Origin of the sequence: Curtobacterium sp. 'Ferrero' (assembly GCF_002412165.1) — a bacterium.
In the GTDB taxonomy this organism is placed as follows: domain Bacteria; phylum Actinomycetota; class Actinomycetes; order Actinomycetales; family Microbacteriaceae; genus Curtobacterium.
Genome location: NZ_NXIA01000031.1, coordinates 1 through 24122 on the forward strand (window position 1 = coordinate 1; position 24122 = coordinate 24122).

26 protein-coding genes are annotated in these 24122 nt (G+C 71.9%); 19 read left to right on the top strand and 7 right to left on the bottom strand.

The window, feature by feature from the left end:
- Positions 1-1087, top strand: a 1087-nt coding sequence (locus tag Csp2054_RS16665) for a dihydrolipoamide acetyltransferase family protein (RefSeq protein ID WP_141399310.1), incomplete at its 5' end; no start/stop codon positions are given.
- A 104-nt stretch (positions 1088-1191) separates the two neighbouring features.
- The gene (locus Csp2054_RS16670; RefSeq protein ID WP_176491763.1) at positions 1192-1767 is read left to right on the top strand and encodes a GNAT family N-acetyltransferase; all 576 of its coding nucleotides are present in this window, start codon (positions 1192-1194) and stop codon (positions 1765-1767) included.
- A gap of 140 nt (positions 1768-1907) precedes the next feature.
- Here Csp2054_RS16670 and Csp2054_RS16675 read toward each other — a convergent pair whose 3' ends face one another.
- The 4 genes from Csp2054_RS16675 to Csp2054_RS16690 form a co-directional block, all read right to left on the bottom strand.
- Positions 1908-3209 (bottom strand): alpha/beta hydrolase, encoded by a 1302-nt coding sequence (locus Csp2054_RS16675; protein WP_141399311.1) that lies wholly within the window; start codon positions 3207-3209, stop codon positions 1908-1910.
- Positions 3206-5245, bottom strand: a complete 2040-nt coding sequence (locus tag Csp2054_RS16680) for a bifunctional lysylphosphatidylglycerol flippase/synthetase MprF (RefSeq protein ID WP_141399312.1) — start codon at positions 5243-5245, stop codon at positions 3206-3208. The genes Csp2054_RS16675 and Csp2054_RS16680 overlap by 4 nt, the downstream gene beginning before the upstream one ends.
- Before the next feature lie 80 nt (positions 5246-5325).
- A complete protein-coding gene (locus tag Csp2054_RS16685; protein WP_096900689.1) occupies positions 5326-6522 on the bottom strand; it encodes a sensor histidine kinase in 1197 nt (398 codons plus the stop codon).
- The gene (locus tag Csp2054_RS16690; protein ID WP_096900690.1) at positions 6515-7147 is read right to left on the bottom strand and encodes a response regulator; all 633 of its coding nucleotides are present in this window, start codon (positions 7145-7147) and stop codon (positions 6515-6517) included. Before Csp2054_RS16690 ends, Csp2054_RS16685 begins: the two co-directional genes overlap by 8 nt.
- A 113-nt stretch (positions 7148-7260) precedes the next feature.
- Between Csp2054_RS16690 and Csp2054_RS16695 the strand changes: the two genes are divergently transcribed.
- Positions 7261-8001, top strand: a complete 741-nt coding sequence (locus tag Csp2054_RS16695) for a GntR family transcriptional regulator (RefSeq protein WP_096900691.1) — start codon at positions 7261-7263, stop codon at positions 7999-8001.
- A 163-nt stretch (positions 8002-8164) separates the two neighbouring features.
- Here the strand turns inward: Csp2054_RS16695 and Csp2054_RS16700 are convergent, their stop codons facing one another.
- Together Csp2054_RS16700 and Csp2054_RS16705 are read right to left on the bottom strand one after the other, a co-directional pair.
- Positions 8165-8617: a PTS glucose transporter subunit IIA gene (locus tag Csp2054_RS16700; RefSeq protein WP_096900692.1), complete on the bottom strand. Its 453-nt coding sequence runs from the start codon at positions 8615-8617 to the stop codon at positions 8165-8167.
- A complete protein-coding gene (locus tag Csp2054_RS16705) occupies positions 8614-8850 on the bottom strand; it encodes a PTS transporter subunit EIIB (protein WP_096900693.1) in 237 nt (78 codons plus the stop codon). The genes Csp2054_RS16700 and Csp2054_RS16705 overlap by 4 nt, the downstream gene beginning before the upstream one ends.
- Before the next feature lie 208 nt (positions 8851-9058).
- Here Csp2054_RS16705 and Csp2054_RS16710 point away from each other — a divergent pair, with 208 nt between their 5' ends.
- From Csp2054_RS16710 to Csp2054_RS16765, 12 genes are all read left to right on the top strand, one after another.
- Positions 9059-10324: a PTS transporter subunit EIIC gene (locus Csp2054_RS16710; RefSeq protein ID WP_096900694.1), complete on the top strand. Its 1266-nt coding sequence runs from the start codon at positions 9059-9061 to the stop codon at positions 10322-10324.
- 345 nt (positions 10325-10669) lie between these two features.
- A complete protein-coding gene (locus tag Csp2054_RS16715) occupies positions 10670-11581 on the top strand; it encodes a metal ABC transporter solute-binding protein, Zn/Mn family (protein ID WP_096900695.1) in 912 nt (303 codons plus the stop codon).
- Positions 11578-12453 carry a metal ABC transporter ATP-binding protein gene (locus tag Csp2054_RS16720; protein ID WP_176491764.1) on the top strand — a complete coding sequence of 292 codons (876 nt, stop codon included), beginning with the start codon at positions 11578-11580 and terminating at the stop codon, positions 12451-12453. Before Csp2054_RS16715 ends, Csp2054_RS16720 begins: the two co-directional genes overlap by 4 nt.
- On the top strand, positions 12453-13388 hold the full coding sequence (locus tag Csp2054_RS16725) for a metal ABC transporter permease (RefSeq protein ID WP_096900696.1): 936 nt from the start codon (positions 12453-12455) through the stop codon (positions 13386-13388). Before Csp2054_RS16720 ends, Csp2054_RS16725 begins: the two co-directional genes overlap by 1 nt.
- On the top strand, positions 13385-13798 hold the full coding sequence (locus Csp2054_RS16730; RefSeq protein ID WP_096900697.1) for a Fur family transcriptional regulator: 414 nt from the start codon (positions 13385-13387) through the stop codon (positions 13796-13798). The genes Csp2054_RS16725 and Csp2054_RS16730 overlap by 4 nt, the downstream gene beginning before the upstream one ends.
- Before the next feature lie 10 nt (positions 13799-13808).
- Positions 13809-14504: an alpha/beta fold hydrolase gene (locus tag Csp2054_RS16735; RefSeq protein ID WP_096900698.1), complete on the top strand. Its 696-nt coding sequence runs from the start codon at positions 13809-13811 to the stop codon at positions 14502-14504.
- A gap of 447 nt (positions 14505-14951) precedes the next feature.
- Positions 14952-15188: a 50S ribosomal protein L28 gene (gene rpmB, locus Csp2054_RS16740; RefSeq protein ID WP_022903747.1), complete on the top strand. Its 237-nt coding sequence runs from the start codon at positions 14952-14954 to the stop codon at positions 15186-15188.
- The gene (gene rpmG, locus Csp2054_RS16745; RefSeq protein WP_022903746.1) at positions 15188-15358 is read left to right on the top strand and encodes a 50S ribosomal protein L33; all 171 of its coding nucleotides are present in this window, start codon (positions 15188-15190) and stop codon (positions 15356-15358) included. The genes rpmB and rpmG overlap by 1 nt, the downstream gene beginning before the upstream one ends.
- A gap of 3 nt (positions 15359-15361) precedes the next feature.
- Complete coding sequence (gene rpsN / locus Csp2054_RS16750; protein WP_022903745.1) at positions 15362-15667, top strand: 30S ribosomal protein S14; 306 nt, start codon at positions 15362-15364, stop codon at positions 15665-15667.
- 232 nt (positions 15668-15899) lie between these two features.
- Positions 15900-16187 carry an HU family DNA-binding protein gene (locus tag Csp2054_RS16755; RefSeq protein WP_022903744.1) on the top strand — a complete coding sequence of 96 codons (288 nt, stop codon included), beginning with the start codon at positions 15900-15902 and terminating at the stop codon, positions 16185-16187.
- A 154-nt stretch (positions 16188-16341) separates the two neighbouring features.
- A complete protein-coding gene (locus Csp2054_RS16760; protein WP_096900699.1) occupies positions 16342-18522 on the top strand; it encodes a cytochrome c oxidase assembly protein in 2181 nt (726 codons plus the stop codon).
- A complete protein-coding gene (locus tag Csp2054_RS16765) occupies positions 18519-19829 on the top strand; it encodes an ATP-dependent RecD-like DNA helicase (protein WP_096900700.1) in 1311 nt (436 codons plus the stop codon). The genes Csp2054_RS16760 and Csp2054_RS16765 overlap by 4 nt, the downstream gene beginning before the upstream one ends.
- A 112-nt stretch (positions 19830-19941) precedes the next feature.
- Here Csp2054_RS16765 and Csp2054_RS18325 read toward each other — a convergent pair whose 3' ends face one another.
- Positions 19942-20469 (bottom strand): DUF4383 domain-containing protein, encoded by a 528-nt coding sequence (locus Csp2054_RS18325; RefSeq protein ID WP_217990952.1) that lies wholly within the window; start codon positions 20467-20469, stop codon positions 19942-19944.
- A 184-nt stretch (positions 20470-20653) separates the two neighbouring features.
- Here Csp2054_RS18325 and Csp2054_RS16775 point away from each other — a divergent pair, with 184 nt between their 5' ends.
- From Csp2054_RS16775 to Csp2054_RS16790, 4 genes are all read left to right on the top strand, one after another.
- Positions 20654-21514, top strand: a complete 861-nt coding sequence (locus Csp2054_RS16775; protein ID WP_176491766.1) for a phosphatase PAP2 family protein — start codon at positions 20654-20656, stop codon at positions 21512-21514.
- Between the two features lie 101 nt (positions 21515-21615).
- Entirely contained in the window at positions 21616-22296 is a 681-nt protein-coding gene (locus Csp2054_RS16780) for a hypothetical protein (protein WP_096900703.1), read from the top strand.
- A 29-nt stretch (positions 22297-22325) separates the two neighbouring features.
- Complete coding sequence (locus tag Csp2054_RS16785; protein WP_096900704.1) at positions 22326-22733, top strand: hypothetical protein; 408 nt, start codon at positions 22326-22328, stop codon at positions 22731-22733.
- A gap of 179 nt (positions 22734-22912) precedes the next feature.
- Positions 22913-24052, top strand: a complete 1140-nt coding sequence (locus tag Csp2054_RS16790; RefSeq protein ID WP_096900705.1) for a CE1758 family FMN-dependent luciferase-like monooxygenase — start codon at positions 22913-22915, stop codon at positions 24050-24052.
- Positions 24053-24122 lie beyond the last annotated feature (70 nt).

Below are 24122 nucleotides of genomic sequence, written 5' to 3' on the forward strand. Positions count from 1 at the left end.
CGACGAGTCCTCGGGCGCGGTCCTCGTCGGGTACGGCTCGGCGACCTCGGCACCGTCGCGTCGCAAGCCGGGCGCCCGCCGGGCCGCAGCCCTCGCGGCGGAGGCGAGCCGTGCCTCCAGTGCGGACGCCGCAGCACTGGCGGAGGCCGCCTCGGACCCGGGCGAGGACTCGACCGCCGACGCCGTCGCCAGCCAGGGCTCGCGACCGCGCAAGCGGATCGCCGCCGAGAACGTCCTCGCGAAGCCGCCGATCCGGAAGCTCGCGCGCGACCTCGGCGTCGAGCTCACCGAGGTCGTCGCCACCGGGCTCACCGGTGAGGTCACCCGCGACGACGTCATCCGGCACGCGAAGCAGGCCAGCGTCTTCCGCAACATCGAGACCCCGGAGTGGGGCGACGTCCGCCAGGAGACCATCCCGGTCAAGGGCGTCCGCAAGGCCATCGCCACCGCGATGACCACGTCCGCGTTCACGGCGCCGCACGTGTCGCTCTTCGTCGACGTCGACGCCACGCGCACGATGGAGTTCGTCAAGCGGCTGAAGGCCTCGCCGACGTTCGCCGGGGTCAAGGTCTCCCCGCTGCTCGTCTTCGCCAAGGCCGTCATCTGGGCCGTTCGCCGCAACCGCTCGGTGAACTCGACGTGGACCGACCGCGAGATCATCGTCCACCACTTCGTGAACCTGGGCATCGCCGCGGCCACCCCGCGCGGGCTCATCGTGCCGAACATCAAGGACTCGCAGGACATGTCGCTCCTCGAGCTCGCGCAGGCCCTCGAGGAGCTCACGCTCACCGCCCGCGACGGCAAGACCACGCCGCAGCAGATGGCCGACGGCACGATCACCGTCACGAACATCGGCGTCTTCGGGATGGACACCGGCACGCCGATCCTCAACCCGGGCGAGGTCGCGATCGTCGCGATGGGCACCATCAAGCCGAAGCCGTGGGTGACCGACGGCGAGGTCCGCTCCCGCATGGTGACGACCATCGGTGCGTCGTTCGACCACCGGGTCGTGGACGGCGACGTCGCCTCGCGGTTCGTGCACGACGTCGCCTCGGTCATCGAGGAGCCGGCGCTCCTGCTCGACTGAGTCGTCCGGCCCACCCGTGCGGGAAGCCGCACGGGTGGGGCCGACCCCCGCGGATGTCGATCCCCGTTCACCCGGATGTCGGTGGTGCGGGTGAGGATCGTGCCATGGTCCACCAGCTCCTGGTCCCCCCGCAGGAGATCCGAACGGATCGGCTCCTGCTCACCCCGCTCAGTCCGCGCGACGTCGACGACGTGCACGGGCTCTTCGCCGACGCGCGCACGTGGACCCACCTGCCCGCTGGGCGGCACCGCTCGCGGGCGCAGACCGTCGACCTGGTGCAGCGCAAGATCGGTGGTCGCGCGCGGTACGGCCTCGGCTCCTGGACCGTCCGGTCCCTGGCCGACCGTGGGTTCCTCGGCGTCGCGGGGGTCGACATGACCGCGGGGCACGTGTGGAACCTCGGCTACCGGTTCGTCCCCGGGTCGTGGGGGCACGGCTACGCGACCGAGGCCGCTCGGGCCGCGGTCGCCGCCGCTGCCGGGGCGGCTCCGGACGTGCCGGTCACCGGTCGGGTGCTGACGAACAACACCGGGTCCGCGGTCGTGCTGCGGCGTGCCGGGCTCTCGCTCGTGTGGCAGGGCACGACCGCAGCGGCGACCCCGGCGGGTGTCGAGCGACAGGTCTGGGCCGACCGGGCGCTCACCGCCGAGCAGCACGACTGGCTCGTCGCGCACGCCTGACCGCTGGGGCGCCGCGCGGAACGACCCGTGCCGGATCATCCCCACAACGCCGAGTCGGCGAGTCGCCGAGTCGACGTGTCTCCGTGTTGACGAGTCGACGTGTCTCCATGTTGACGAGTCGCCGAGTCGCCGAGTCGCCGTCAGGTGGCGATCGCGTCGCAGAGCAGCGGCAGCTCGGCACGGAGCGACCACTGGACGGTGTTCCAGTCGTGCCCGCTCCTCGGCGCCGACACGACGCTCACCCGGATGCCGGCGCGCGCCGCGGCGGCTCCGAGCCGCTCGGCGTTCTCGCTGAACTCCCGGTCGGACGACCCCGCCGTCAACCACAGCTCGTGCCCGCGGTACGGCGCGTGCTCGGCCATCAGGGCTCGCGGCGCGGCCGCCCGCCACCGGGCGAGGGACCCGCCGAACGCCTGGTCGGCACTGTGCTGCGGGGACTGGTCGATCGGCTGCAGCTCGCTCGACACCGCCAACGCCGCCGCGAAGTCGTCCGGGTGGCCGGTCAGGAACTGCACGGCGCACGTCGCCCCCTGCGAGAACCCGACCATGCCCCAGTGCGCCCGGTCCGGCGTGACCGGCAGGTGCTTCGTGACCCAGTCCGGGACGTCACGGGTGACGTACGTGTCGACCCGTCCCAGTCGGGAGTCCACGCACATGGTGTTGCGCCCGGGCGCGGACAGCTGGTCGACGGAGAGCACGATCGGCGCACGGCCGTGGTGGGCTGCGGCGTACGCGTCGAGCACGGCGTCCATCCGTCCGGCCGTGAACATGTCGCTCGGGGCCCCGGGCTGGCCGGCGAACGCGAGCACGACGGGCAGCGGCTGCGGGTCCCGGACCAGGGCGGCGGGCGGCAGGTAGACGACGGCCGGCCGGGCGTCGAAGTGCGACCGCCGGCCCGGGATCGTGACGGTGCGGACCTCGCCGACGGCGGGCATGGTGGCCGCGGGTGCGGCGTGCAGGTCGAGCTCGGGGTACGGGTCGCTCTGCACGACGGTGCCGAGCGTCGGGTACTTCGCGAACTCGACGTTCACGCCGAGCGCTGGCACGACGAGGGCGGCGGGCACCAGGACGACGGCGATCACCCGTCGCCACCCGCCGCCCTGCACCAGGCCGGTCACCGCGAGGGCGAGGGCCGCGGCGGCGAGGGCGCACCACATCCGTGTCACGGCGCTGAGCGACACACCGAACAGGTCCACGACGTCGCTCGTGATCCAGCACGCCAGGAGCACGAGTCCGGCAGCCGCGCCGGCCACGGCCGCCCGGAGCCCGACGGCGCGCCACGCGGACGGGGAGCGCCAGGGGCTCCTCGTGTCCGTCCGCCGACGTCCGCGGAACGGCGGCAGCAGCACGAGCAGCCCGAGGACGACGAAGGCGGTGTCGATCGGCACGAGCTTCGACGGCGCCTGGAGCTGCGTCGCGAGCAGCCACTCCGTGAACGTCACGAGCGCGCGGAGGGTGCGACGGCAGCGGTGGTCGCGGCTGCGTGCCGGTGCGCCTGCCGGAGGGCCCACAGGTGCTTCGGACGCAGCCCCGGCACGTACGCGGACGCCAGTGCGCGGGCGGCCCGGGGCACGTGCAGCGGCGTCGGGACGACGAGCCAGAGCGACTCGTGCCGGGCGCCGAACTTCTCCTTGAAGCGCTGGAGCGACCGGAACCCGTACACCGGCTCGAGCACGCGGGCGAGCAGGGCGGCGCCGCGGGCGACGAGCAGCCCGGCCTCCGGTTGCACGGCGAGCGGCGTGCCCGACAGGCTGATCGTGGCGAGACCGGCCTCGCGGGCGCGCAGCGCGGTCCGGGCGATGAGGAACTCCATGACCCCGGGCATGCCGTCCGCTCCACGCCGCATGACGTCGAGCGTCCAGCCCGTGAGCATCCCGCGTTCGTGCACCGGCAGCCAGCTCGTGACGCCGGTGACGCGGTCCGTGGCGTCGACGGCGAGCATGAGCCGCACGTCGGGGTCGTCGAGCTCGCGGAACCCGCCGAGGGTGAAGCCCATCTCGGGCAGGCGACGGTCGGCGGCCCACCGGGTGCAGATCGCCTCGACCTGGTCCCGGTGTGCGGGCGACAGGGCGGCGAAGGTCGTCCAGGTGTCGCGGAGTCCCTCGCGGTCGGCCCGGTTCGACGCCGTGCGGAGGTCCTGCCGCTTCTTCCCGCGCAGGTCGAACGTGGTGACGTCGAGCACGGCCTCCACCCCGACGGGCAGCGCGGTCCAGCCGTCGGCGGCGAGGATCCGGCGGACCGGTTCGTGCACGCTCGTGAACGCCGGCACCCACCCGTTGCGCTCGCACGCCACGGTGAAGGCGTCGATGACGGCGGCACGGTCGGACGCAGCGCACACCGGGTCGGAGACGGTGAGGGCGACGTCGCCGCACACCCGGTAGGCGACCGCACCGATGCCGTCCGGGTGGACCCAGGTGGCGTTGCCCCGCCAGGTGCCCATGTGCCCGAGGCTGCCGGCCTCGCCGTCGCGGAGCATCGTCGTCAGGGTCGTCCCGGGACGCTCGGCGGCGCTGAACCGGGCGCGGACGAGTCGGCCGTGGCAACCGAGGACGACGGCGAGCACGGTGGCGGGGACGAGCCACGCGCCGAGGAGCGTCACCTGCCACTCCAGGGCGTCCAGGTCGAGGCCCTGCCAGGCGACGGCACCCTGCTGCAGGGGCTCGATCAGGAACGCGTCGGCGAGCACCACGGTGAGGGTCACGAGCACGCCGACGGCGATCGCGACGCCCACGCGTCGGCCGTGCTGGACGAGCCACGCCGCCACCAGCAGGAGCGCACCGACCAGGGCGACCGAGTCGTCGCTCATGGCGTCGGCGAACGGGGACAGCACACCGTCCGGGGACGGCACGACGAGTGTGACGAGCGTCCCCGCGCCGATCGCGGCCAGGGCCGCGACGACGACGGTGCGCGCGGACACGGCGGTGCGGGTGACGCGGGTGCCCTCCTCCGGCCGGGAGGCACGGTGCACCACGAGCGCGCCGGCTGCGGTCCCGAGCAGGGTCGCCAGGGCACGGGCCAGGTCCGAGCCGTGCCCGGCGAAGAGGACCAGCGTGAGCACGACGGTCCACAGCACGGCACGGACCCGCCAACGCACCTGGGTCGGCATCGCGGCGGACGCGGCACCGATCAGGGCGGTCGCGACCATCGACGGGGCGAAGACCGGCTGCCCGACGGCGGTCTCGGCGTGGGCTTCACCGAGTGCCGAGCCGACCTGCACCGCGAGCAGCGTGCCGAGCACGGCGACGACCGGAGCGCCGATCCCGACGACCAGCGTCCGGATCGACCCGAGCGCGCGTTCGGCGAGCAGGGACGCGACGACGACCGCGGCGAGGGCGACACAGGCGACCGGCGGGTGGTGCGGGAAGTCCGGCTCGGAGTGCGCCATCCGGGCGGAGGCGACGACGACCACCGCGGCCACGGCCACCGCGGTGGTGACGGGGAACCGGCGGAGGCGGGAGAGCACGGGATGGATCGGCACGGTCCCATGGAAGCGGGGGAGCGGGGCGGCGCGCATCGCCCACGGGCGTGATCCGCGGTGGCCGATCGGCCATCCGTGCGTCAGCCGCGCGACGGCGTGTGGTCCACGGGCAGGCGGAGGTGCAGGGCGAACCCGTCGCCCGGCTGCGGTCCGGCGTCGAGCGACCCGCCCAGGAGGGACGCCCGTTCGCCGAGCCCGACCAGGCCGAGACCCGACCCCGGGAGTTCGATCCGCTCCGCCCGGGCCGGTCCGTTCACGAGGTCGACGAGCACCTCGCCGTCGTGCACGCGCCCGCTCACGCGGACCACGGCGTCGGGGGAGTGCTTCCGGACGTTCGTCAGCCCCTCTTGCACGAACCGGTAGACGGCGCGCTGGACGGGCTGGCCGAGGTCCTCCGGCAGGTCGACCGTGATCGTCGTCTCGAGGCCGCTGTCGGCGACGAGCCGCGGCAGGTCGGCGAGGACCGGCTGCGGCGCGATCTCGCGGGCCGTCCCTCCGGACGCGCGCAGGACCTGCACCATCTCCCGCAGCTCCTGCAGCGTCACGACGCACAGCTGCCGGATCGTGCGGGCGAACCCGCGCTCGGCGTCGTCCCGTCCCGCGACCTGCATCGCACCGGCCTGCACGGCGATCAGGGTCACCTGGTGCGACACGACGTCGTGCATCTCCCGTGCCAGGAGTGCCCGTTCCCGTGACAGCGCGACCTCGGCGGCCTGGGCGCGCTCGTCCTCGCGGGCACGACGCACCTCGGCGAGCTGCTCGGTCAGCCGGGCGCGGGTCTGCACCAGGAGCCCGACCGCGAGGGGGCCGAGGGCGAAGATGAACGCGTAGACGACGGACACGACGATCTCGTCCAGGCTCTGCGGCGGGCCCACGAACCCGCTGAACCCGACGAACTGCACGGTCGCCGCGAGGAGCATCAACCAGCGCCGCTCGGTGCGCTCCCCGATCGTGAAGAGCGCCACGCTCGCCGCGACGACCGCCGACCCGACGAAGAGTCCCGGCATCGTCAGCACGAACGCGAGCACCGGGAACCGTCGGCGCAGGAGGAGCGCAGCGGCCGCGAGGACCGACAGCCACGTCTCGAGGGCGGTCGCGCCCGAGATGTCGAGGACGGCGTCCGCGACCGCCGCCGCGACGAAGACCGCGTCGACCAGCCACCACGGCGCCCGGTGCGCGCGCACCCAGCGCAGGCCGGCGTCGACGAGGCGGTCGAGCCTCCCGTCGGTCGTGCGGAGCACCCGCGCGAGCCGGGCCCCCGCGCGGCGCTCAGCCATCGAGCAGACCCGCCTCGGCCGCGCGCAGCGCGAGCTGCACGCGCGTCTGGACGCCGAAGGCGACGAGGAGGGCGCGGACGTCCTCCTTCACGGTGCCGGTGCTGACGCCCAGACGCCGACCGATGTCCGGGTTGCTCGCGCCGTCCGCGATGCACCGCAGCACCTCGCGCTCGCGGTCGGTGAGGTCGGGGACGGCGACCGCCGGCCGCGACGCGAACAGGCGGCGACGGTCGACGCCGGGCGCGAGCACCACCCCGCCCCGGGCGAGCACCCGCACGTACTCCGCGAGCGCCTCCGGGTCGGTGTCCTTCAACAGGAACCCCGCGGCGCCGAGCTCCATCGCACGGCCGATGTGCTCCTCCGCGTCGAACGTCGTGAGCATCGCCACCGCGGGCGGCTCCGGCGCACGCCGCACCGCCTCGAGCACGTCCAGCCCGTTCACGTGCGGCATCCGCACGTCGAGGAGCACCACGTCGGGGCGGTGTTCGGCCACGACCCGGACGGCGTCGAGGTCGTTCGCCGTCGCCACCACCTCGATGTCCGGGGCCGCGCCGAGGATCAGCTCGAACCCGTACCGGACGAGGGTCTCGTCGTCGACCAACACCACGGAGATCACGCGCGTCATCTTGGCACGCGCATTGGCGATCCCGGGCGGACTCGCTACTGTGATGTGAACTGGTCATGTCCGCCCATGACCACCGGACCGAACCGGAACCGAGCAACGGAGCAGACCAGCCGATGACCTCCCGCATCACCGAGGGTGCCGAACCGAAGCACCAGCAGCTGCGGCGGATCCTGCTCGACCTCGCCACCACCCGACTCGCCCCCGGGGCCGCGATCCCCTCCGAGCGACAGCTCATCCAGGAGTACGGCGTCTCGCGCATCACCGTGCGGGAGGCCCTCGGACAGCTCGTCAACGAGGGCTACCTCGAGCGGGTCCGCGGCAAGGGCACGTTCGTCGCCCACCGACCCGTGCAGTCGACGCTGCACCTCGCGTCGTTCACCGAGGAGATGCGGGCGCTCGGGCACGTGCCCACGACGGTCGTGCTCGTCCGGGAGGAGCGGGTGCCGCCCGCCGACACCGTCGCAGCGCTGCGCCTCGCCGAGGACGAGACGGCGTACCACCTCAAGCGGCTCCGGATGGCCGACGGAGCGCCGGTGTCGATCGACGACGCGTGGCTGTCGGCCTCGGCGTTCCCGGGACTGCTCGACCACGACCTGTCCGGGTCGGTGTACTCGCTGGCGGCGACCGAGTACCGGACGCCCATCGACCGGGCGCAGCAGACGGTGGCGGCGAAGCCCGCGGCGGACGACGTCGCGACGCTGCTCGGGACGAAGACCGGTGCGCCGGTGCTCGAGTTCGACCGGGTGTCGTACTCGGGGGACCGGCCGGTCGAGCACTCCCGGTCGTGGTACCGGTCGGACCGCTACCGCGTGCAGATGGAGGTCACGGCGACGGCTCCGTCCGCGGTCGCGTAGCGCGCGCCGATGCGGGGGCGGTGGCTCCGCCGGGCTACTCCGGGCCCGGTACGCGAAAGCGACAGTTCACCGCGCTCCGGTCGCGATGGACTGTCGCTTTCGCGGGGGTGCCGCGCCGAGCAGACGCTGCACTGTCGCTTCGGCGACACCGACGGTGTCGGCCCTACGCCTCGAACAGCGCGTCGCCCTCGCGCACCGTGGTGCCGACCGCGCCCTGCGGCACCGAGTCCGGCGCGGAGCCGAGCACGACGACGGGGCAGATCGGCGAGTAGCCGGCGGCCGAGATCACCGACGGGGTGAACCGGACGATCGGGTCGCCCGCGGCGACGGTGTCACCCTCGGCGGCGACGAGCTCGAAGCCCTCGCCCGACAGCTTGACGGTGTCGATGCCGACGTGCACGAGGACGTCCTTGCCGGCAGTCCCCTGCAGGGCGAACGCGTGCGGGTGCAGCTTCACGATCGTGCCGTCGACCGGGGCGACCGCGGTCACCGCGCCCTCGACACCCGTCGGGTCCACCGCGACACCGGCGCCGACGAGCTGGCCGGCGAAGACCGGGTCCGGCACGTCCGCGAGCGCCACGACCGGCCCGGCGAAGGGTGTGCGGACCGACGTCACAGCTCGTCCTGGATGTCCTGCGCGAGGTTGTCCGCGATCGGCCCCACGATGACCTGCCACCCCGTCCCGCCGCCGACGACCGCCTGGGCGCCCGCGGCCTGCAGCGCAGCCTTGTCCACGAGGTCGCCGTCCTCCACCTCGACGCGGAGACGGGTGATGCAGCCCTCGACCTCCTCGATGTTGTCGGCACCGCCGAGCGCGGCGATGATGTCGGCTGCCTTGATGTCGGCCATCGTTTCCTCCTCGTTAAGGGATGCTGCGCCGGGTTGACATGCGTCCCGTGTCGGTTCAGACTACGGAACTGGTCATGACCGGACAGGACCGGCCTGGCGTCACCGCCGAGCGTACCGGTGCGGTCGGACCGACTCAACCCGCTTCCCCGAAGCTCCACCCCCGTAGCTCCACCCCCCGCAGCTCCACCCAACGACGAGAGGAACTCCGATGAGCGCCACCACCGCCACGGACGTGCCGGAGAAGAAGGCCCCGAAGAAGCAGTCCCGGCTGTTCGCGAACGCGCAGCGACTCGGACGGAGCCTGCTCCTGCCGATCGCCGTGATGCCCGCCGCCGGCATCCTGCTGCGGCTCGGACAGTCGGACATGCTCGGCGCGATCCCCGGCTTCCAGCAGGGTGCGTCGATCATCGCTGCCGCGGGCAACGGTGTCTTCACGTGGCTGCCGCTCCTGTTCGCGGTCGGCATCGCGATCGGCTGGGCGAAGAAGTCGGACGGCACGACGGCGCTCGCCGCGGTCGTCGGTTACATGGTGATGTACCAGGTCTTCGCAGCGATGTCGCCGATCGTGCTCGCCGGCGTCAAGGACGCGAACGGGAACCAGGCCACGATCAACTTCGGCGTCCTCGGCGGCATCGTGATGGGGCTCGTCTCGGCCGTCCTGTGGGAGAAGTTCCACCGCACCAAGATGCCCGACTTCCTCGGCTTCTTCTCGGGGCGTCGTCTCGTGCCGATCCTCACCGCGGCGGCTGCCCTCATCATCGCGGTCCTGATGTCCTTCGTCTACCGGTACTTCGACATCGCGCTGACCGCCGCCGGCCAGGCCGTCGCCGACAACGCCGTCATCGGTGGCGGGATCTTCGGCTTCGTGAACCGCATGCTCATCCCCATCGGCCTGCACCAGCTGCTGAACTTCTTCCCGTGGTTCCAGCTCGGCAGCTTCACCTCCGGCGGCGTGACCTACCACGGTGACATCCAGCGCTTCCTCGCGGGCGACCCGACCGCGGGCATCTTCCAGACCGGCTTCTTCCCGATCATGATGTTCGCGCTGCCGGCCGGTGCCCTGGCGATCTGGCGCAACGCCAAGCCGCAGAACCGCAAGGTCGTCGGCGGCATCATGCTGTCCGCTGCGCTCACCTCGTTCGTGACCGGCATCACCGAACCCCTCGAGTACTCGTTCATGTTCGTGGCGTTCCCGCTCTACGTCATCCACGCGTTCCTCACGGGCACCTCGCTCGCCCTCGTGAACGCGCTCGGCATCCGCGACGGCTTCTCGTTCTCGGCGGGAGCGATCGACTACGTCCTCAACTTCGGCAAGGCGGAGGGGGCGATCTGGCTCATCCCGATCGGCCTCGCCTACGCGGTCGTCTACTACTTCCTGTTCTCGTTCGTGATCAAGAAGTGGAACCTCCGGACGCCCGGCCGCGAGGAGGACACGATCGCCGAGAACACCATCGACGCGGCCACCAAGGCCTGACCGGTCGCCTTCGCGACCACCATCGGACGGGAGGCGCGGTGCCAGCTGGCACCTGGGCCCACGCTGGCCGGTTCCGCACCGACGCGCCAGCGGCGGGGCGGCCGTGCCCGGTGGGGAGCCTCCCGTCTGTCGCGCGGTCGCGCTGGTGCGCGTTCCAGCCCATCGCACCCGTCCTGGAAAGCCGGATCGCTCGTAGGAGGCCGGAACGAACGACCTGCCACGAGCGATCCGGCCGAGCACGAGCGGTTCGGCCCACTACGAGCGGTTCGGCTGACCACGAGCGGATCGGCACGCCGATGAGAGTGGTTTTGACAATCGTTCTCAACTGGCGCTACCGTCATCGACATGCAGAAGCGTCTCCTCGCCCTCCCGCTCGTCGCCGGTGCCGCCGCCCTCGCCCTGACGGGCTGCGCGACCGGCTCAGCCTCCGGCAGCGCGAGCTCGGACGGCACGATCCGGGTCGTCGCCTCGACGAACGTGTACGGCTCGCTCGTCCAGGCGATCGGCGGTGACCACGTCTCGGTCACCAGCGTGCTCGACGACCCCTCGCAGGACCCGCACTCGTTCGAGTCGAGCGCGCGCACCCAGCTCGCGGTGTCGAAGGCCGACCTGCTCATCGAGAACGGCGGCGGGTACGACGACTTCATGACCACGCTCGCGGACGCCTCGAACACCAAGGCCGACACGATCAACGTCGTGGAGCTGTCCGGCCTCGACAAGGGCGGTGACGCGGAGTTCAACGAGCACGTGTTCTACGACTACCCCACGATGGTGAAGCTCGTGGACGACGTCGCGACCCGGCTCGGCGACCTCGACGGCTCGGAGAAGAGCACCTTCGAGGCGAACGCGAAGACCCTCACCGGCAAGCTCGACGACCTCGAGTCGCAGACCGCCGCCCTGAAGCAGCAGTACGACGGCGACAAGGTCGCGTACACCGAACCCGTGCCGGGCTACCTGTTCGACGCGATCGGCCTCGACAACGTGACGCCCGAGAAGTTCTCCGAGGCGATCGAGGAGGGCGATGACGTCCCGCCGGCTGCCCTCAACGAGACCCTGCGGCTGTTCTCGGGGAAGACCGTGAAGCTGCTCGCCTACAACGAGCAGACCTCGAGCCCGGAGACGGAACAGGTCAAGAAGGCGGCGGACGAGGCCGGTGTCCCCGTCGTCGGTGTCACGGAGACGCTCCCGAAGGGGGAGGATTACGTCTCGTGGCAGCAGCAGAACATCGACGCGGTGAAGGCGGCGCTGGCGAAGTGACCGTCCAGGCACCCGAACGGACCGCCGCTGCCCCGGGCAGCGGCGGTCCCGCCGTGCTCACGCTCCGGGACGCCGCCCTCGCGTACGGCGCCCGGACGCTCTGGGACGGACTCGACCTCGACGTCGCGCCCGGTGAGTTCGTCGCGGTGCTCGGACCGAACGGTGCCGGCAAGACCTCGCTCCTGCGCACCGTGCTCGGGCAGCAGCGGCTGACCAACGGCACCATGTCGTTCCTCGGCCAGCCGGTCCGGCGCGGCCACCGGCGCATCGGGTACATCCCGCAGCAGCGCCTGATGGAGGCCGGGACCCCCTTGCGTGCACGAGACATGGTCACCCAGGGCGTCACCGGCCACCGGTGGGGCGTCCGGCCCGTCTCCCGCGCCGACCGCGCGCGCGTCGACCGGATCCTCGACGAGGTCGGGGCCACCGGCTTCGCCGACGCACCCGTCGCCGAGCTCTCCGGCGGTGAGCAGCAGCGGACCCGCGTGGGGCAGGCCATCGCGGCCGACCCGGCGCTGCTCCTGTGCGACGAGCCGCTCATCTCGCTCGACCTCCGGCACCAGCGCGGCGTGACCGAGCTCATCGACCGTCAGCGTCGGCAGCAGGGTGCCGCGGTGCTGTTCGTCACGCACGACGTCAACCCGATCCTCGACGTCGTCGACCGGGTGCTCTACATCGCCGGTGGGCGCTTCCGCATCGGCGCGCCGGACGACGTCCTCCGCACCGACGTGCTCAGCGACCTCTACGGCACCCCCGTCGACGTCGTGCGCACGATGGGCCGCATCGTGATCGTCGGGGCGAACGAGGCCGCGCACGACCACCACTGCGACCCCGACCCGCACGCACCCACCCCGGACGGAGGACGCATCTGATGGACGTCTGGTCGCAGGTCTTCTCGTTCCAGGACTACGGCGCGCTCCTCCAGCTCGTGCAGAACTCCATCTGGGCCGGCGCCGTGCTCGGGATCGTCGGCGGGCTCATCGGGCCGTTCGTCGTCGCCCGGAACATGCCGTTCGCGGTGCACGGCATCTCGGAGCTGTCGTTCGCCGGTGCCTCGGCGTCGCTGCTGCTCGGCGTGAACGTCGTCACCGGGTCGCTCGTCGGCTCGGTCATCGCCGCGCTCCTGATCGGCGTGCTCGGGTCACGTGCGCGGGAACGGAACTCGATCATCGCGGTGCTCATGCCGTTCGGTCTCGGCCTCGGGATCCTGTGCCTCGCGCTCTACAAGGGCCGGGCGGCGAACAAGTTCGGGCTGCTGACCGGGCAGATCGTGTCGGTCGACAACCCGCAGCTGACGTTCCTCATCGTCATCGCCGCGATCGTCGTCGTCACCCTGTTCGTCGTCTGGCGGCCCCTGATGTTCTCGTCGGTCGACCCTGACGTCGCCGCTGCCGCCGGCATCCCGGTCCGCACCCTCGGCATCGTGTTCATGCTCGTCCTCGGACTCGCGACCGCGGTGTCGGTGCAGATCGTCGGCGCGCTCCTCGTGCTGTCGCTGCTCGTCACACCGGCAGCGGCGGCACTGCGACTCTCCTCGCACCCCGTCGTCGTCCCCGTGCTGTCGACGGTGTTCGCGGTGACGTCGGTGGTCGGCGGCATCCTGTTGGCACTCGGCGGTGGGCTGCCGATCAGTCCCTACGTGACCACCATCTCGTTCGCGATCTGGGTGGTGTGCCGCATCCTGGGAGCGCGGAAGGACCGACGGGGACGCGACCGCGTCGCACGACGTGAGCGGTCTGGCGGAGGTGAGCCGGGCCTCCCGGCGGGTGGTACCGGGACGGACACGAGGATCGGAGTGAGCGCGTGAACGCCGTGCAGAAGCCCAAGCGGAACACCTGGCAGCGGGAGGCCGTGCGCGGCGCGCTCGACTCGACCGAGGGGTTCGTGAGCGCGCAGGCGCTGCACCAGCACCTGCGTGAGGGTGGGTCGACGATCGGGCTCGCGACCGTGTACCGGGCGCTGGCCGACCTGGCCTCGGAGGGGGACGCCGACTCGCTGCAGCAGGACGGCGAGTCGCTCTACCGGGCCTGCACGACGGACACGCACCACCACCACCTCATCTGCCGGAACTGCGGCAGGACGGTGGAGATCGAGGCCGACCCGGTCGAGCAGTGGGCGCACCAGGTGGCCGCGGCGAACGGGTTCACGAACGCGAGCCACGTCGTCGACATCTTCGGCGAGTGCGCGACGTGCACCGCGGAGCGGTCGGGCGCGTAGCCTGCGACCCATGCACGTGATCCTGGTGCCCGGGTTCTGGCTCGACGCGAGTGCGTGGGACGACGTCGCGCCGGCGCTCGTCGAGGCGGGGCACGCGGTGCAGGCCGTGACCCGCCGCGGCGACACCCTCGACGAGCAGGTCTCGTCGCTGGTCGCGTTGCTCGACCAGGTCGCGACGCCCGAGGAACCCGTCGTGGTGGCCGGACACTCCGGTGCCGGTCCGATCGCCGCCATGGCTGCCGACCGACGACCGTCACTCGTGGCGCACCTGCTGTACGTCGACACGTTCCCCGGTCCGGAGGGCGGGTGCGTCAACGACGAGCTGCCCGTGGTGGACGGCGTCGTGCCGTTGCCCTCCTGGGACGTGTGGGAGGCAGCGACGATGCGGGGGATGAGCCCGGAACTGCGTGAGGCGTTCGAGCGTCGGGCTGTCCCGGAGCCCGCCTCGGTGCCGTCCGACCGCTTCCACTACGCCGACCCGGCGCGCCACCGGATCCCCGCGACGGTGATCACGTGCGAGATCCCGGCGGAGGACCTCGCGCAGATGGTGGCCGACCACCAGACCTGGGCGGCGGAGCTCGTCGCGACGGAGGAGCTCACGATCGTGGGGCTCGAGACGGGGCACTGGCCGATGTTCACGGCGCCGCGGGAGCTCGGCGAGCTCATGGTGCAGGCGCTCGCGCCGAAGCCGACCGACGGGCCGTAGCGCCGCGGGCGGCGGGCGTCGCGGCGGTGGGGCCGGGAGGCTCGGTGCCGCTTCCGCCGCGAGGTTCCGCGACTCGCCGCGCGCGTGCCGTCGAGGTTCCACGGAGGAGCCGTCGGGAGCGGCGAGATGCCAGGATTTCGGAACCTCGGCGACTGCCGAGCCGACCCGCACCCACTTGCACCGGCTTGCGACACGCCCGACGCTCGCGTAACCTTGACCCCTGGTCCTCCGCGCCCGCGCGGAGAACAGCTCGTTCCAAGCCCTCCGACCGTCGCGTACGCCGCGGTCGCGCGGTGTCCGACGGCCCTTCGACAGGGTCACCGGGCCTGGGCGGTGCGCACAACCCCCTCGCTCGACCGGCCCCTCGCGGGCACCGACAGCGCGTGTGCACCAGGCAAGTGACCTTGGGTGCGGTCGTCCGACCGCACGGTACCTCAGGAGGAAACCATGGCAGCAGTGTGCCAGGTGACCGGCGCCACCCCCGGCTTCGGTCACAACATCTCGCACTCGCACCGCCGGACGAAGCGCCGCTTCGACCCGAACGTGCAGAAGAAGACGTACTACGTGCCCTCGCTTCGTCGTAACGTCACGCTCACGCTCAGCGCGAAGGGCATCAAGGTGATCGACGCACGCGGCATCGAGTCCGTCGTCAAGGATCTCCTCGCCCGTGGGGAGAAGATCTGATGGCCAAGAAGGGTCAGGACATCCGTCCGATCATCAAGCTCCGCTCGACGGCGGGGACCGGCTTCACGTACGTGACCAAGAAGAACCGTCGGAACAACCCCGACCGTCTCGTGCTCAAGAAGTACGACCCGGTGGTCCGCAAGCACGTCGACTTCCGTGAGGAGCGCTGAGTCATGGCGAAGAAGAGCAAGATCGCGAAGAACAACCAGCGCGCCGAGGTCATCGCGCGCTACGCCGAGCGTCGTCTCGAGCTGAAGAAGGCCCTCGTGGACCCGAACGGCACCGACGAGTCGCGTGAGGCCGCCCGCGTCGGCCTGCAGAAGCTCCCGCGCGACGCGTCGCCGGTGCGCTACCGCAACCGCGACGCCATCGACGGTCGCCCCCGTGGCCACCTCGGTGAGTACGGCATCAGCCGTGTCCGCTTCCGCGACATGGCCCACCGTGGCGAGCTGCCGGGCATCACGAAGAGCTCCTGGTAAGCACTCGCTTCCGCGAACGCCCCGTCCCCTCCGGGTGGCGGGGCGTTCGCCGTGTCCGGGGGACATCGGGTGTCACATCGGTCACTCCGGCCACTCTGAACCCGCAACAGCCCCGGAAATCCGGGCGAGTCGGTCGGAAAGGCCGGAGGTGGCTGGTAGGTTCGACCCCGGTTCCACGGGCATCGTGCCTGATGGCCCGACACACACCGAAGAAGTCCGAGGAGGACATCCAATGGCTGACAAGTCCCTGAACCGTACCGAGCTCGTCGCTGCCGTCGCGCAGGAGTCCGGCCAGAGCCAGGCCACCGTGAACGGCGTCGTCGACGCGCTGTTCAGCGTCGTCTCGAGCTCGGTCGCCGACGGCACCAAGGTCACGATCCCCGGCTGGATCGCCTTCGAGAAGACCCACCGCGCCGCCCGCACCGGCCGCAACCCGCAGACGGGCGAGGCCATCGAGATCGCCGCGAGCGACTCGGTCAAGGTCAGCGCCGGCTCGAAGCTCAAGGCTGCCGTCAAGTAACGACGGTCCGGTTCGTGGGAGGGACGGCTTCGGCCGTCCCTTTCGCGTTGCGGGGCGCGTGGCGCCCGCTCCACCGGCCGGGAGGCACGGATCACCGTCCACAGGTCGTCCCACCGATTCCCTGGGCCGGGTGGGCAGCGCCTAGGCTTGTCGGGTGAACCGGATCGCGAGCACCGTCGGCCCTGCCGTCCTGGTGCTCGCCGCGTTCTTCTCGCTGCTCGTCGCCCTGGTGGTCGGCGGGGGAGCGGACCCGGCCCTCATCGCCGATCCCGGCGCGGTCGTCCGGTTCGGACTGCCGATCGCGCGGGTGGTCGTCGACCTCGCCGCCGCGGTCACGATCGGCGGGCTCGCGCTCGCGACGGTGGGCCTGTCCCGGACGGAGCCGGAGTGGGACCGGGCGATCGACGTCGCCGCCGGTGCGGCCGCTGTCTGGACCGTCGCGTCCGTCGTCACGACGTTCTTCACGTTCCTCAGCGTCGCCGGCTCGCGGGTCTCCCTCGACGAGCAGTTCGGGCAGTCGATGGGTGTGTTCCTCACCGGCACCGACCTCGGGCTCGCCTGGCTCGTCACCGTCCTCGTCGCCGCTGCCGTCACCGTCCTCTGCTTCGCCGTCCGCGGGCGCGGGATGGTCGCCCTGACCGCGGGCGTCGCGATGATCGGTCTGCTGCCGATCGCCCAACAGGGCCACGCCGCCGGGACCGCCAGCCACGACGCCGCGGTCACCGCGCTCGGGTTGCACCTCGTCGGAGCGGCGCTCTGGGTCGGTGGGCTCGCCGTGATCGTGCTCCTCCGACCGGTGGTCGACGGCGAGCGGCTCCCGCTCGTCGTCGGGCGGTACTCGAGCATCGCGCTCGGATGCTTCGTGCTCGTCGCCGTGTCCGGCACCGCCTCGGCGCAGATCCGGGTCGGCTCGTTCGCGAACCTCGCGACGCCGTACGGGGTCCTGGTGCTCGTGAAGGTCGCCGCGATCGTCGCGATGGGCGTCCTCGGCGCAGTGCAGCGTCGCCGGGCGATCCGCGCGCTCACCGCCCGCCCGAGCGGATCCCGGGCGTTCTGGACCCTCGTCGTGACCGAGCTCGCCGTGATGGGCGTCGCCTCGGGCTTTGCCGCCGCGCTCGGGCGCACGGCGACACCGACCGACCAGATCGCGCTGAGCAAGACCTCGAACCCGTCGCCGGCCGAGCTCCTCACCGACGATCCGTTGCCGCACGCTCCGGGGGCCTGGGGCTGGCTCACCGCGTGGAACATCGACCTCTTCTGGCTGATGGCGGTCGTCCTGTTCGCCGCGGCGTACGCGGCGGGGGTCGTCCGGCTCCGACGCCGTGGGCAGGCCTGGCCCCTCCGGCGTTCGGTGGCCGCAGGGATCGCGCTCGTCAGCCTCCTCGTCGCGACCTCCGGCTCCCTGCACACGTACGACCGGTTCCTCGTCTCCGCGAACGTCGGGGCGCACGTCGTGCTCGGGCTCGTCGTGCCGGCGCTCGTCTGGGCAGCGGCTCCCGTGCAGCTCATCCGGTCCGCGGTGCACCCGCGTGCCGACGGCAGCACGGGCGTGCGGGAGTGGACGGCGCTCCTCGTCGACAACGCCGCGGTGCGCTACCTCGTGCAGCCGTTCCCGGCGTTCGTGCTGCTCGGCGCCGTCTGGTGGGCCTACCTCGACACGCAGGCCCTCCGCTGGTCGGTGAGCGACTCCACGGGGCGCACCGTCACGGACGTCGTGTTCCTGCTGGTCGGGCTCCTCGCACTGCCGACGCTCCTCACGCCGATCGCGGCGGGGGCACGTCAGACGTCCCGGGCGGCTGCCGTCGTCCGCGTCGTCGGCGCCGCCGTGGGCGCGGCAGGGCTGGTGTCCATCGGCCTCGCGATGCGGGGGCCGCTCGGGCTCCTGCAGGCCTCCTGGTTCGGCGCGATGGGTCGGACGTGGGGGCCGGACCCGCTCGTCGACCAGGCACGTGGTGGGACGGTGCTCGTCGTCGCCGGGGCGACGCTGCTCGTGCTCGTCGTGGCGGTCGTGCTCGTGCGGCTGCGGCAAGGCGGCGTCGTCTCGGACGGAGCGGTGCGCGCCGAACCGGACCCCGGGACCGGACCGGACACCGGGGGGACGCGTCCCGCGGTGGACGGTGCTCATCGACAGGCGGGCTCGCGCCGCCCACCGGCGGACGCGCCGCCGCGGCGGATCGACGCCGACCTCGACGACGCGAGCGACCCCGACGACGCGAGCGACCCCGACGACGCGACCGCCGACAGCGAACCCGGGCACAAGGACGACGTGCCCAGCGCGTCGGAGGCGGGCCGCGCCTCCCGGCCGTCGACCGACCGCGGGGCGGACGCGCGGTGAGCGTCGAGCTCAGTGCCGAGCAGCGCGCGGTCTTCGACTACATCGAGCACACGCGCGACCATGTGTTCATCACCGGGCGCGCCGGGACGGGCAAGTCGACGCTCCTCAACCACCTGTCGTGGCACACCGAGAAGCAGGTCGTGATCTGCGCCCCGACGGGTGTGGCGGCCCTGAACGTCGGCGGGCAGACCATCCACTCGCTGTTCCGACTGCCGATCGGCCTCATCGCCGACGCCGAGCTGCGGCAGGGACCGGAGACCCGCAAGCTCCTCAACACGATCGACACCCTCGTGATCGACGAGGTCTCGATGGTGAACGCCGACCTCCTCGACGCCATGGACCGCTCGCTGCGCAAGGCCAGGGGCAGGCAGTTCGAGGCGTTCGGCGGCGTGCAGGTCGTCATGTTCGGTGACCCGTACCAGCTGCCGCCGGTGCCGGGCGACGGGGACGAGCGCGCGTACTTCACCGACCACTACCGGTCCATGTGGTTCTTCGACGCGAAGGTCTGGCTCGAGGCCGAGCTGCACATCGTCGAGCTCGCGACCGTGCACCGACAGCGGGACGACGCCTTCGCCGCGATGCTCACCGCCGTGCGGCACGGGCGCGTCACCGCCGACATCGCCGGGCAGCTCAACACCGCCGGAGCACGGCCGGCGCCCGACGACGCGATCACCCTCGCCACCCGGAACGACACGGTCGCGCGGATCAACAAGGCCGCGCTCGACCGACTGCCCGGCAAGGTCAAGACCGCGCGGGCCGACGTCAACGGGGACTTCGGCGGCCGGAACTTCCCGGCGGACGAGGCGCTCGAGCTCAAGCCCGGCGCGCACGTGATGTTCCTCCGCAACGACCCCGACCAGCGGTGGGTGAACGGCACGCTCGGAGTCGTGACCACCATCCGCGACACCGTGTGGGTCGACGTCGACGGGGAGTCCTTCGAGGTCCAGCCCTCGGTGTGGGAGAAGTTCAAGTACTCCTACGACCCGGACAAGAAGGAACTCAAGAAGGACACGGTGGGGGAGTTCCAGCAGTTCCCGCTCCGGCTGGCCTGGGCGGTGACGATCCACAAGTCGCAGGGGAGCACCTACGACCGTGCCGTGGTCGACCTCGGCAACCGGGTGTTCAGCGCCGGGCAGACGTACGTCGCGTTGTCGCGGCTGACCTCGCTCGAGGGGCTGTACCTGACCCGGCCGCTGCGGCCGCAGGACATCATCGTGGACCTCGACGTCCGGCGCTTCATGTCCGAGGCCCCGCGAGTGGTCGCGACGGAGCTCGAAGCGCGCCCGACGGACGCCGGCAGCGCCTGAGCGGGCGAGGCGGGGCGCGGGGCGCCGTGCGCCGCAGGGCCGGCCGGTGCCGGACACGACGGCGCCCCGCCGACCAACGGGGGTCGACGGGGCGCCGGGGAGTGCGGGGGCGTCAGCCGTGCACGGCCTGGGCGTGCAGGGCGTCCTGGTCGTCGCGAGCGGCCCGCAGCGCGCGGAGGTTCTCACGGTCGGCGCCGAGGGCGGTCACGAGCAGCACGAACCCGACGATCGCGTTGAAGACGTTGTCGGCCGTGTTGAGTGCGAAGACGTTCGCGGACGTGTTCACGAAGACGACGCCGTACAGGGCGAGGACCACGAGGACGACGCCGGCGGTCAGGTTGAGGTTGCGGGACCCGATCGTGGTGCCGAGTCCGCCGATGAGCATCGCCGCGGCCAGGAGCGTCCAGAGCAGGCACAGGGCGGGGTTCACCTGGAACGCGTCCCAGAGCAGTCCGCCGTCACGGCCGAAGAAGGCGTGACCGCCCTCGCCGGCGAAGAAGAAGCCGAGGATGCCCCAGACGGCCAGCACGAGACCGGCGGTGAGGGCGAGCCCCCGGTTGGGCGAAGCGGTGATGCCCGGTTCCTTGACGGCCAATTCGGTCTCCTCCTCGTACACGGTCGGCACGACAGGGGCCGACACGCTGTCAGCAGGCCGTCGCACACCCGGGTTCCCAGGGTTCGGCCTGCCCGCCAACGGTATCGTGTCCGACCCCGGCGAACCGAATCGTGCGGCCTGCTCGTGACCGTCCTGGTCGCGGTGTCGACGACCGGTGACGAAGCTGACCACGACCCCGACCACGGCGAGCACGAGGAGGACCAGACCGGTGGCACGAACTCCTGATCCCGATCCGGTCGTGTCCCGGCGTTGGCGGTGGGCGCTGCTCGCTGCTCTGGGGTTCGTGATCGTGCCTCTCGTGTACGCGGTCGCCGTGCTGACGCCGCTCGGTCAACGGGCGGAGGACGCCGCGCTGGGCGGGGTCCGGGAGTCCGACCTGTTCGGGACGGACACGGCACTCAACGTGATCTCGGTGCCGGTGATCCTGTTGCTCGTCGTCGTCATCGTCGCCGTGGCGTTCGCCCGACGACGTCTGGCTGTGGGGCTCGGTGCCGGTGTCGTCGTGCTCGCGTCGGCGGCGACCTCGACGCTCGTCAAACATATCGCCGTGCGGCCGGAGATCGCCCAGTCGACGACGCCGAACTCCTTCCCCTCCGGCCACGCGACCATCGCACTCGCCGCACTCTTCGGTGTCCTGATGGTCACGCCACGGCGGTGGCGTCCGCTCGTCACGCTCGTGGGAGCGGCCTACGCGGTCTTCGTGGCGAACCAGACGGTGGTCTACGGCTGGCACCGCGTGAGCGACATCGTGGGCGCGTGCGCGATCGCCCTGTTCTGGACGGCGCTCGTCCGAGCCGTCGGACCGGTCGTCGACCGGGGCGTCCGCGGCGACCGGGACGGCACGGTGGGGCCCCGTCGGGTGGTGTCGGTCGTGCTCGTCGTCGCGGTCGGCGTCGCGCTCGCGGTGGCGATCGCTGCACTCGTCGTCGGTCTCGGCGGCGGTGCCCACGACCACGCGGCGATCCTGCTCGCCGGCAGACTCGCCTCGAGCGCGAGCGTCGTCGCGGTCGTCGCGACGGTGTGGTTCGCCGACGGCATGCACCCGCGGCTCGTCCGGCGCTCCTCCTGACGGTCGCACGGCGGACGCCGCACGTGGGCAGTCCTTCTCCGGTTCCTCGTCGAACGGTGTCCATGAGCGTGCTGTCGCGCACGCCGGACAGAAGGAGGAACATGAACACGCGCATCATGGGTGGCGCCGTCATCGCCACGGCGCTCATCGGAGGAGCACTCGTGGCACCCGCCGCCGCCTCGGCCGCGACCGAGGTCCCGGCCGTGTCCCAGGGGGCGGTCGCCTCGGCGCAACCGACCATCACCGTCGACACGCCGTCGACCTTCACGCCGTACTCCAGGGTGACCATCGAGGGGACGGCGACGCCCCGATCGGACGTGTACCTCGATGTGCCCGGGATGCAGGTCTCGGTCCGGCTCCGCTCCGCCGCAGACGGGAGCTGGTCGTACGCGCTGCCGCGCGTGACGTCCGGCAACCTCGGGGGCAACAGCGCCGTCGTCGTCACACCGACCGGCCAGTACGCCGAGACGACGTTCTCCCTCCGTGGAGCCTGGCCCGCCTCAGGACACCCGGACGCCGCCTTCCGCCCGGTCGTCGTCACCACGGCGGAGCGCACCGGACCGGGGTCCGCACACGTCAGCGGGACGGCCACCCCCGGCGCCGTCGTGATCGTGCAGGCGGACGGCTGGGCCCAGGGCGTCGTCACCGCTGCAGGGGACGGGCAGTGGTCGGTCGACCTCCAGGCCGCGACCTTGCCCGGCGAGGGCACCTGGGCCACCACCTCGGTCTCCCAGATCCACGACGCCGGCCTGTCCGAGACCTACTTCAGGTTCGCGTCCTGAACCACCGTCGATCGAGAGAGACACTGACCATGCCCTTCATCACCACGCTCGCGAGCTCTGCGCTCGCCGTCGGCATCGCGTTCAGCGGTTCGACCGGAACTGCCCCGACCTCCCCTGAGCCGGCACCCGTCGCCGCGTCATCGGCCACCGTGACGGCGCCCGCCGCCGTCGCGTCCCCGACCATCGCCTCGCTCCTGGTCCCGACCAACGGGTCCGGTCCGGTGGACGTCGTCGGTCGAGCCCTTCCCGGTGCGACGGTCGAGGTGACCTACCGCGGGGTGACCGTGTCGACGGTCGCCGGCGCCGAGGGCACCCGCCTGGCCGGCGTCTGGACCACGCACCTGCCCGGCGGAGGGTCGTACAGCTTCCGTGAGGCCCTGACGGCTGTCCAGGTCGTCGACGGCGTCCGGTCCGCTCCGGTCGCCTACGAGAACTAGGTGACGGCGAGACGGAGTGCTGTCCGACCCGACAGCACTCCGTCTCGTGGTGAGGACACGGGCTGTCCCTCCGACCGGGCCCTGGCGGGAATGCCTCGGCGTGCGGTACGTTGTACCCGGCAAGTCGATGCAAACGCATCGAAATCGCACGCGTCGGTGACGCGGGAGGGCAGCACACCATGCAGTTCGGCATCTTCACGGTCAGCGACGTCACGACTGACCCCACCACCGGCACCACCCCGGACGACACCCAGCGGGTCCGCGACATCCTGACCATCGCCGAGCACGCCGACCAGGCCGGCCTCGACGTCTTCGCCACCGGCGAGCACCACAACCCGCCGTTCGTCGCGAGCTCCCCGACGACGATGCTCGCGTACCTCGCCGCGCGGACCAAGCACATCACGCTCTCGACGTCGACGACCCTGATCACGACGAACGACCCCGTGCGCATCGCCGAGGAGTACGCCATGCTCCAGGTCATCTCGGACGGCCGCATGGACCTCATGATGGGTCGCGGCAACACGGGGCCGGTCTACCCCTGGTTCGGCCAGGACATCCGTGAGGGCGTGAACCTCGCGATCGAGAACTACGCGCTCGTCCGCCAGCTCTGGGAGAACGACGTCGTGAACTGGCAGGGCCGCTTCCGCACCCCGCTGCAGGGCTTCACGTCGACCCCGCGTCCGCTCGACGGCGTCCCCCCGTTCGTCTGGCACGGCTCGATCCGCACGCCGGAGATCGCCGAGCAGGCCGCTTACTACGGTGACGGTTTCCTCCACAACAACATCTTCTGGCCGATCCAGCACACCGAGCAGATGGTGGGTCTCTACCGTCAGCGGTTCGAGCACTACGGACACGGCCGAGCGGACCAGGCGATCGTCGGGCTCGGTGGACAGTTCTTCGCCCGGAAGAACTCGCAGGACGCCTGGGACGAGTTCCGCCCGTACTTCGACAACGCCCCGGTCTACGGCCACGGCCCCTCCATGGAGGACTTCACCGCGCAGACCCCGCTCACGGTGGGCTCGCCGCAGCAGGTCATCGATCGCTACGCGACCATGAAGGACCACGTCGGCCACTACCAGCGACAGCTGTTCCTGGTCGACCACGCCGGCCTGCCGCTGAAGACCGTCCTGGAGCAGATCGACATCCTCGCCGAGGACATCGTCCCCGAGCTCCGCAAGATCAACGACGAGGGCCGGCCGGCGGACGTGCCGTCCGACCCGCCGTCGCACGCCGACCGCGTCGCCGCGGCGATGGCGGCCGGCACCACCGGCAGCGACCACGTCGCCGCCGAGGACGAGTGGACGGGCGCGTCCGTCTGACCGGGTGGCCGACTGACGGTCTGGAGGCGCGGTGCCAGCTGGCACTCCTCCCTCGCAGGCTCCGTCGGCG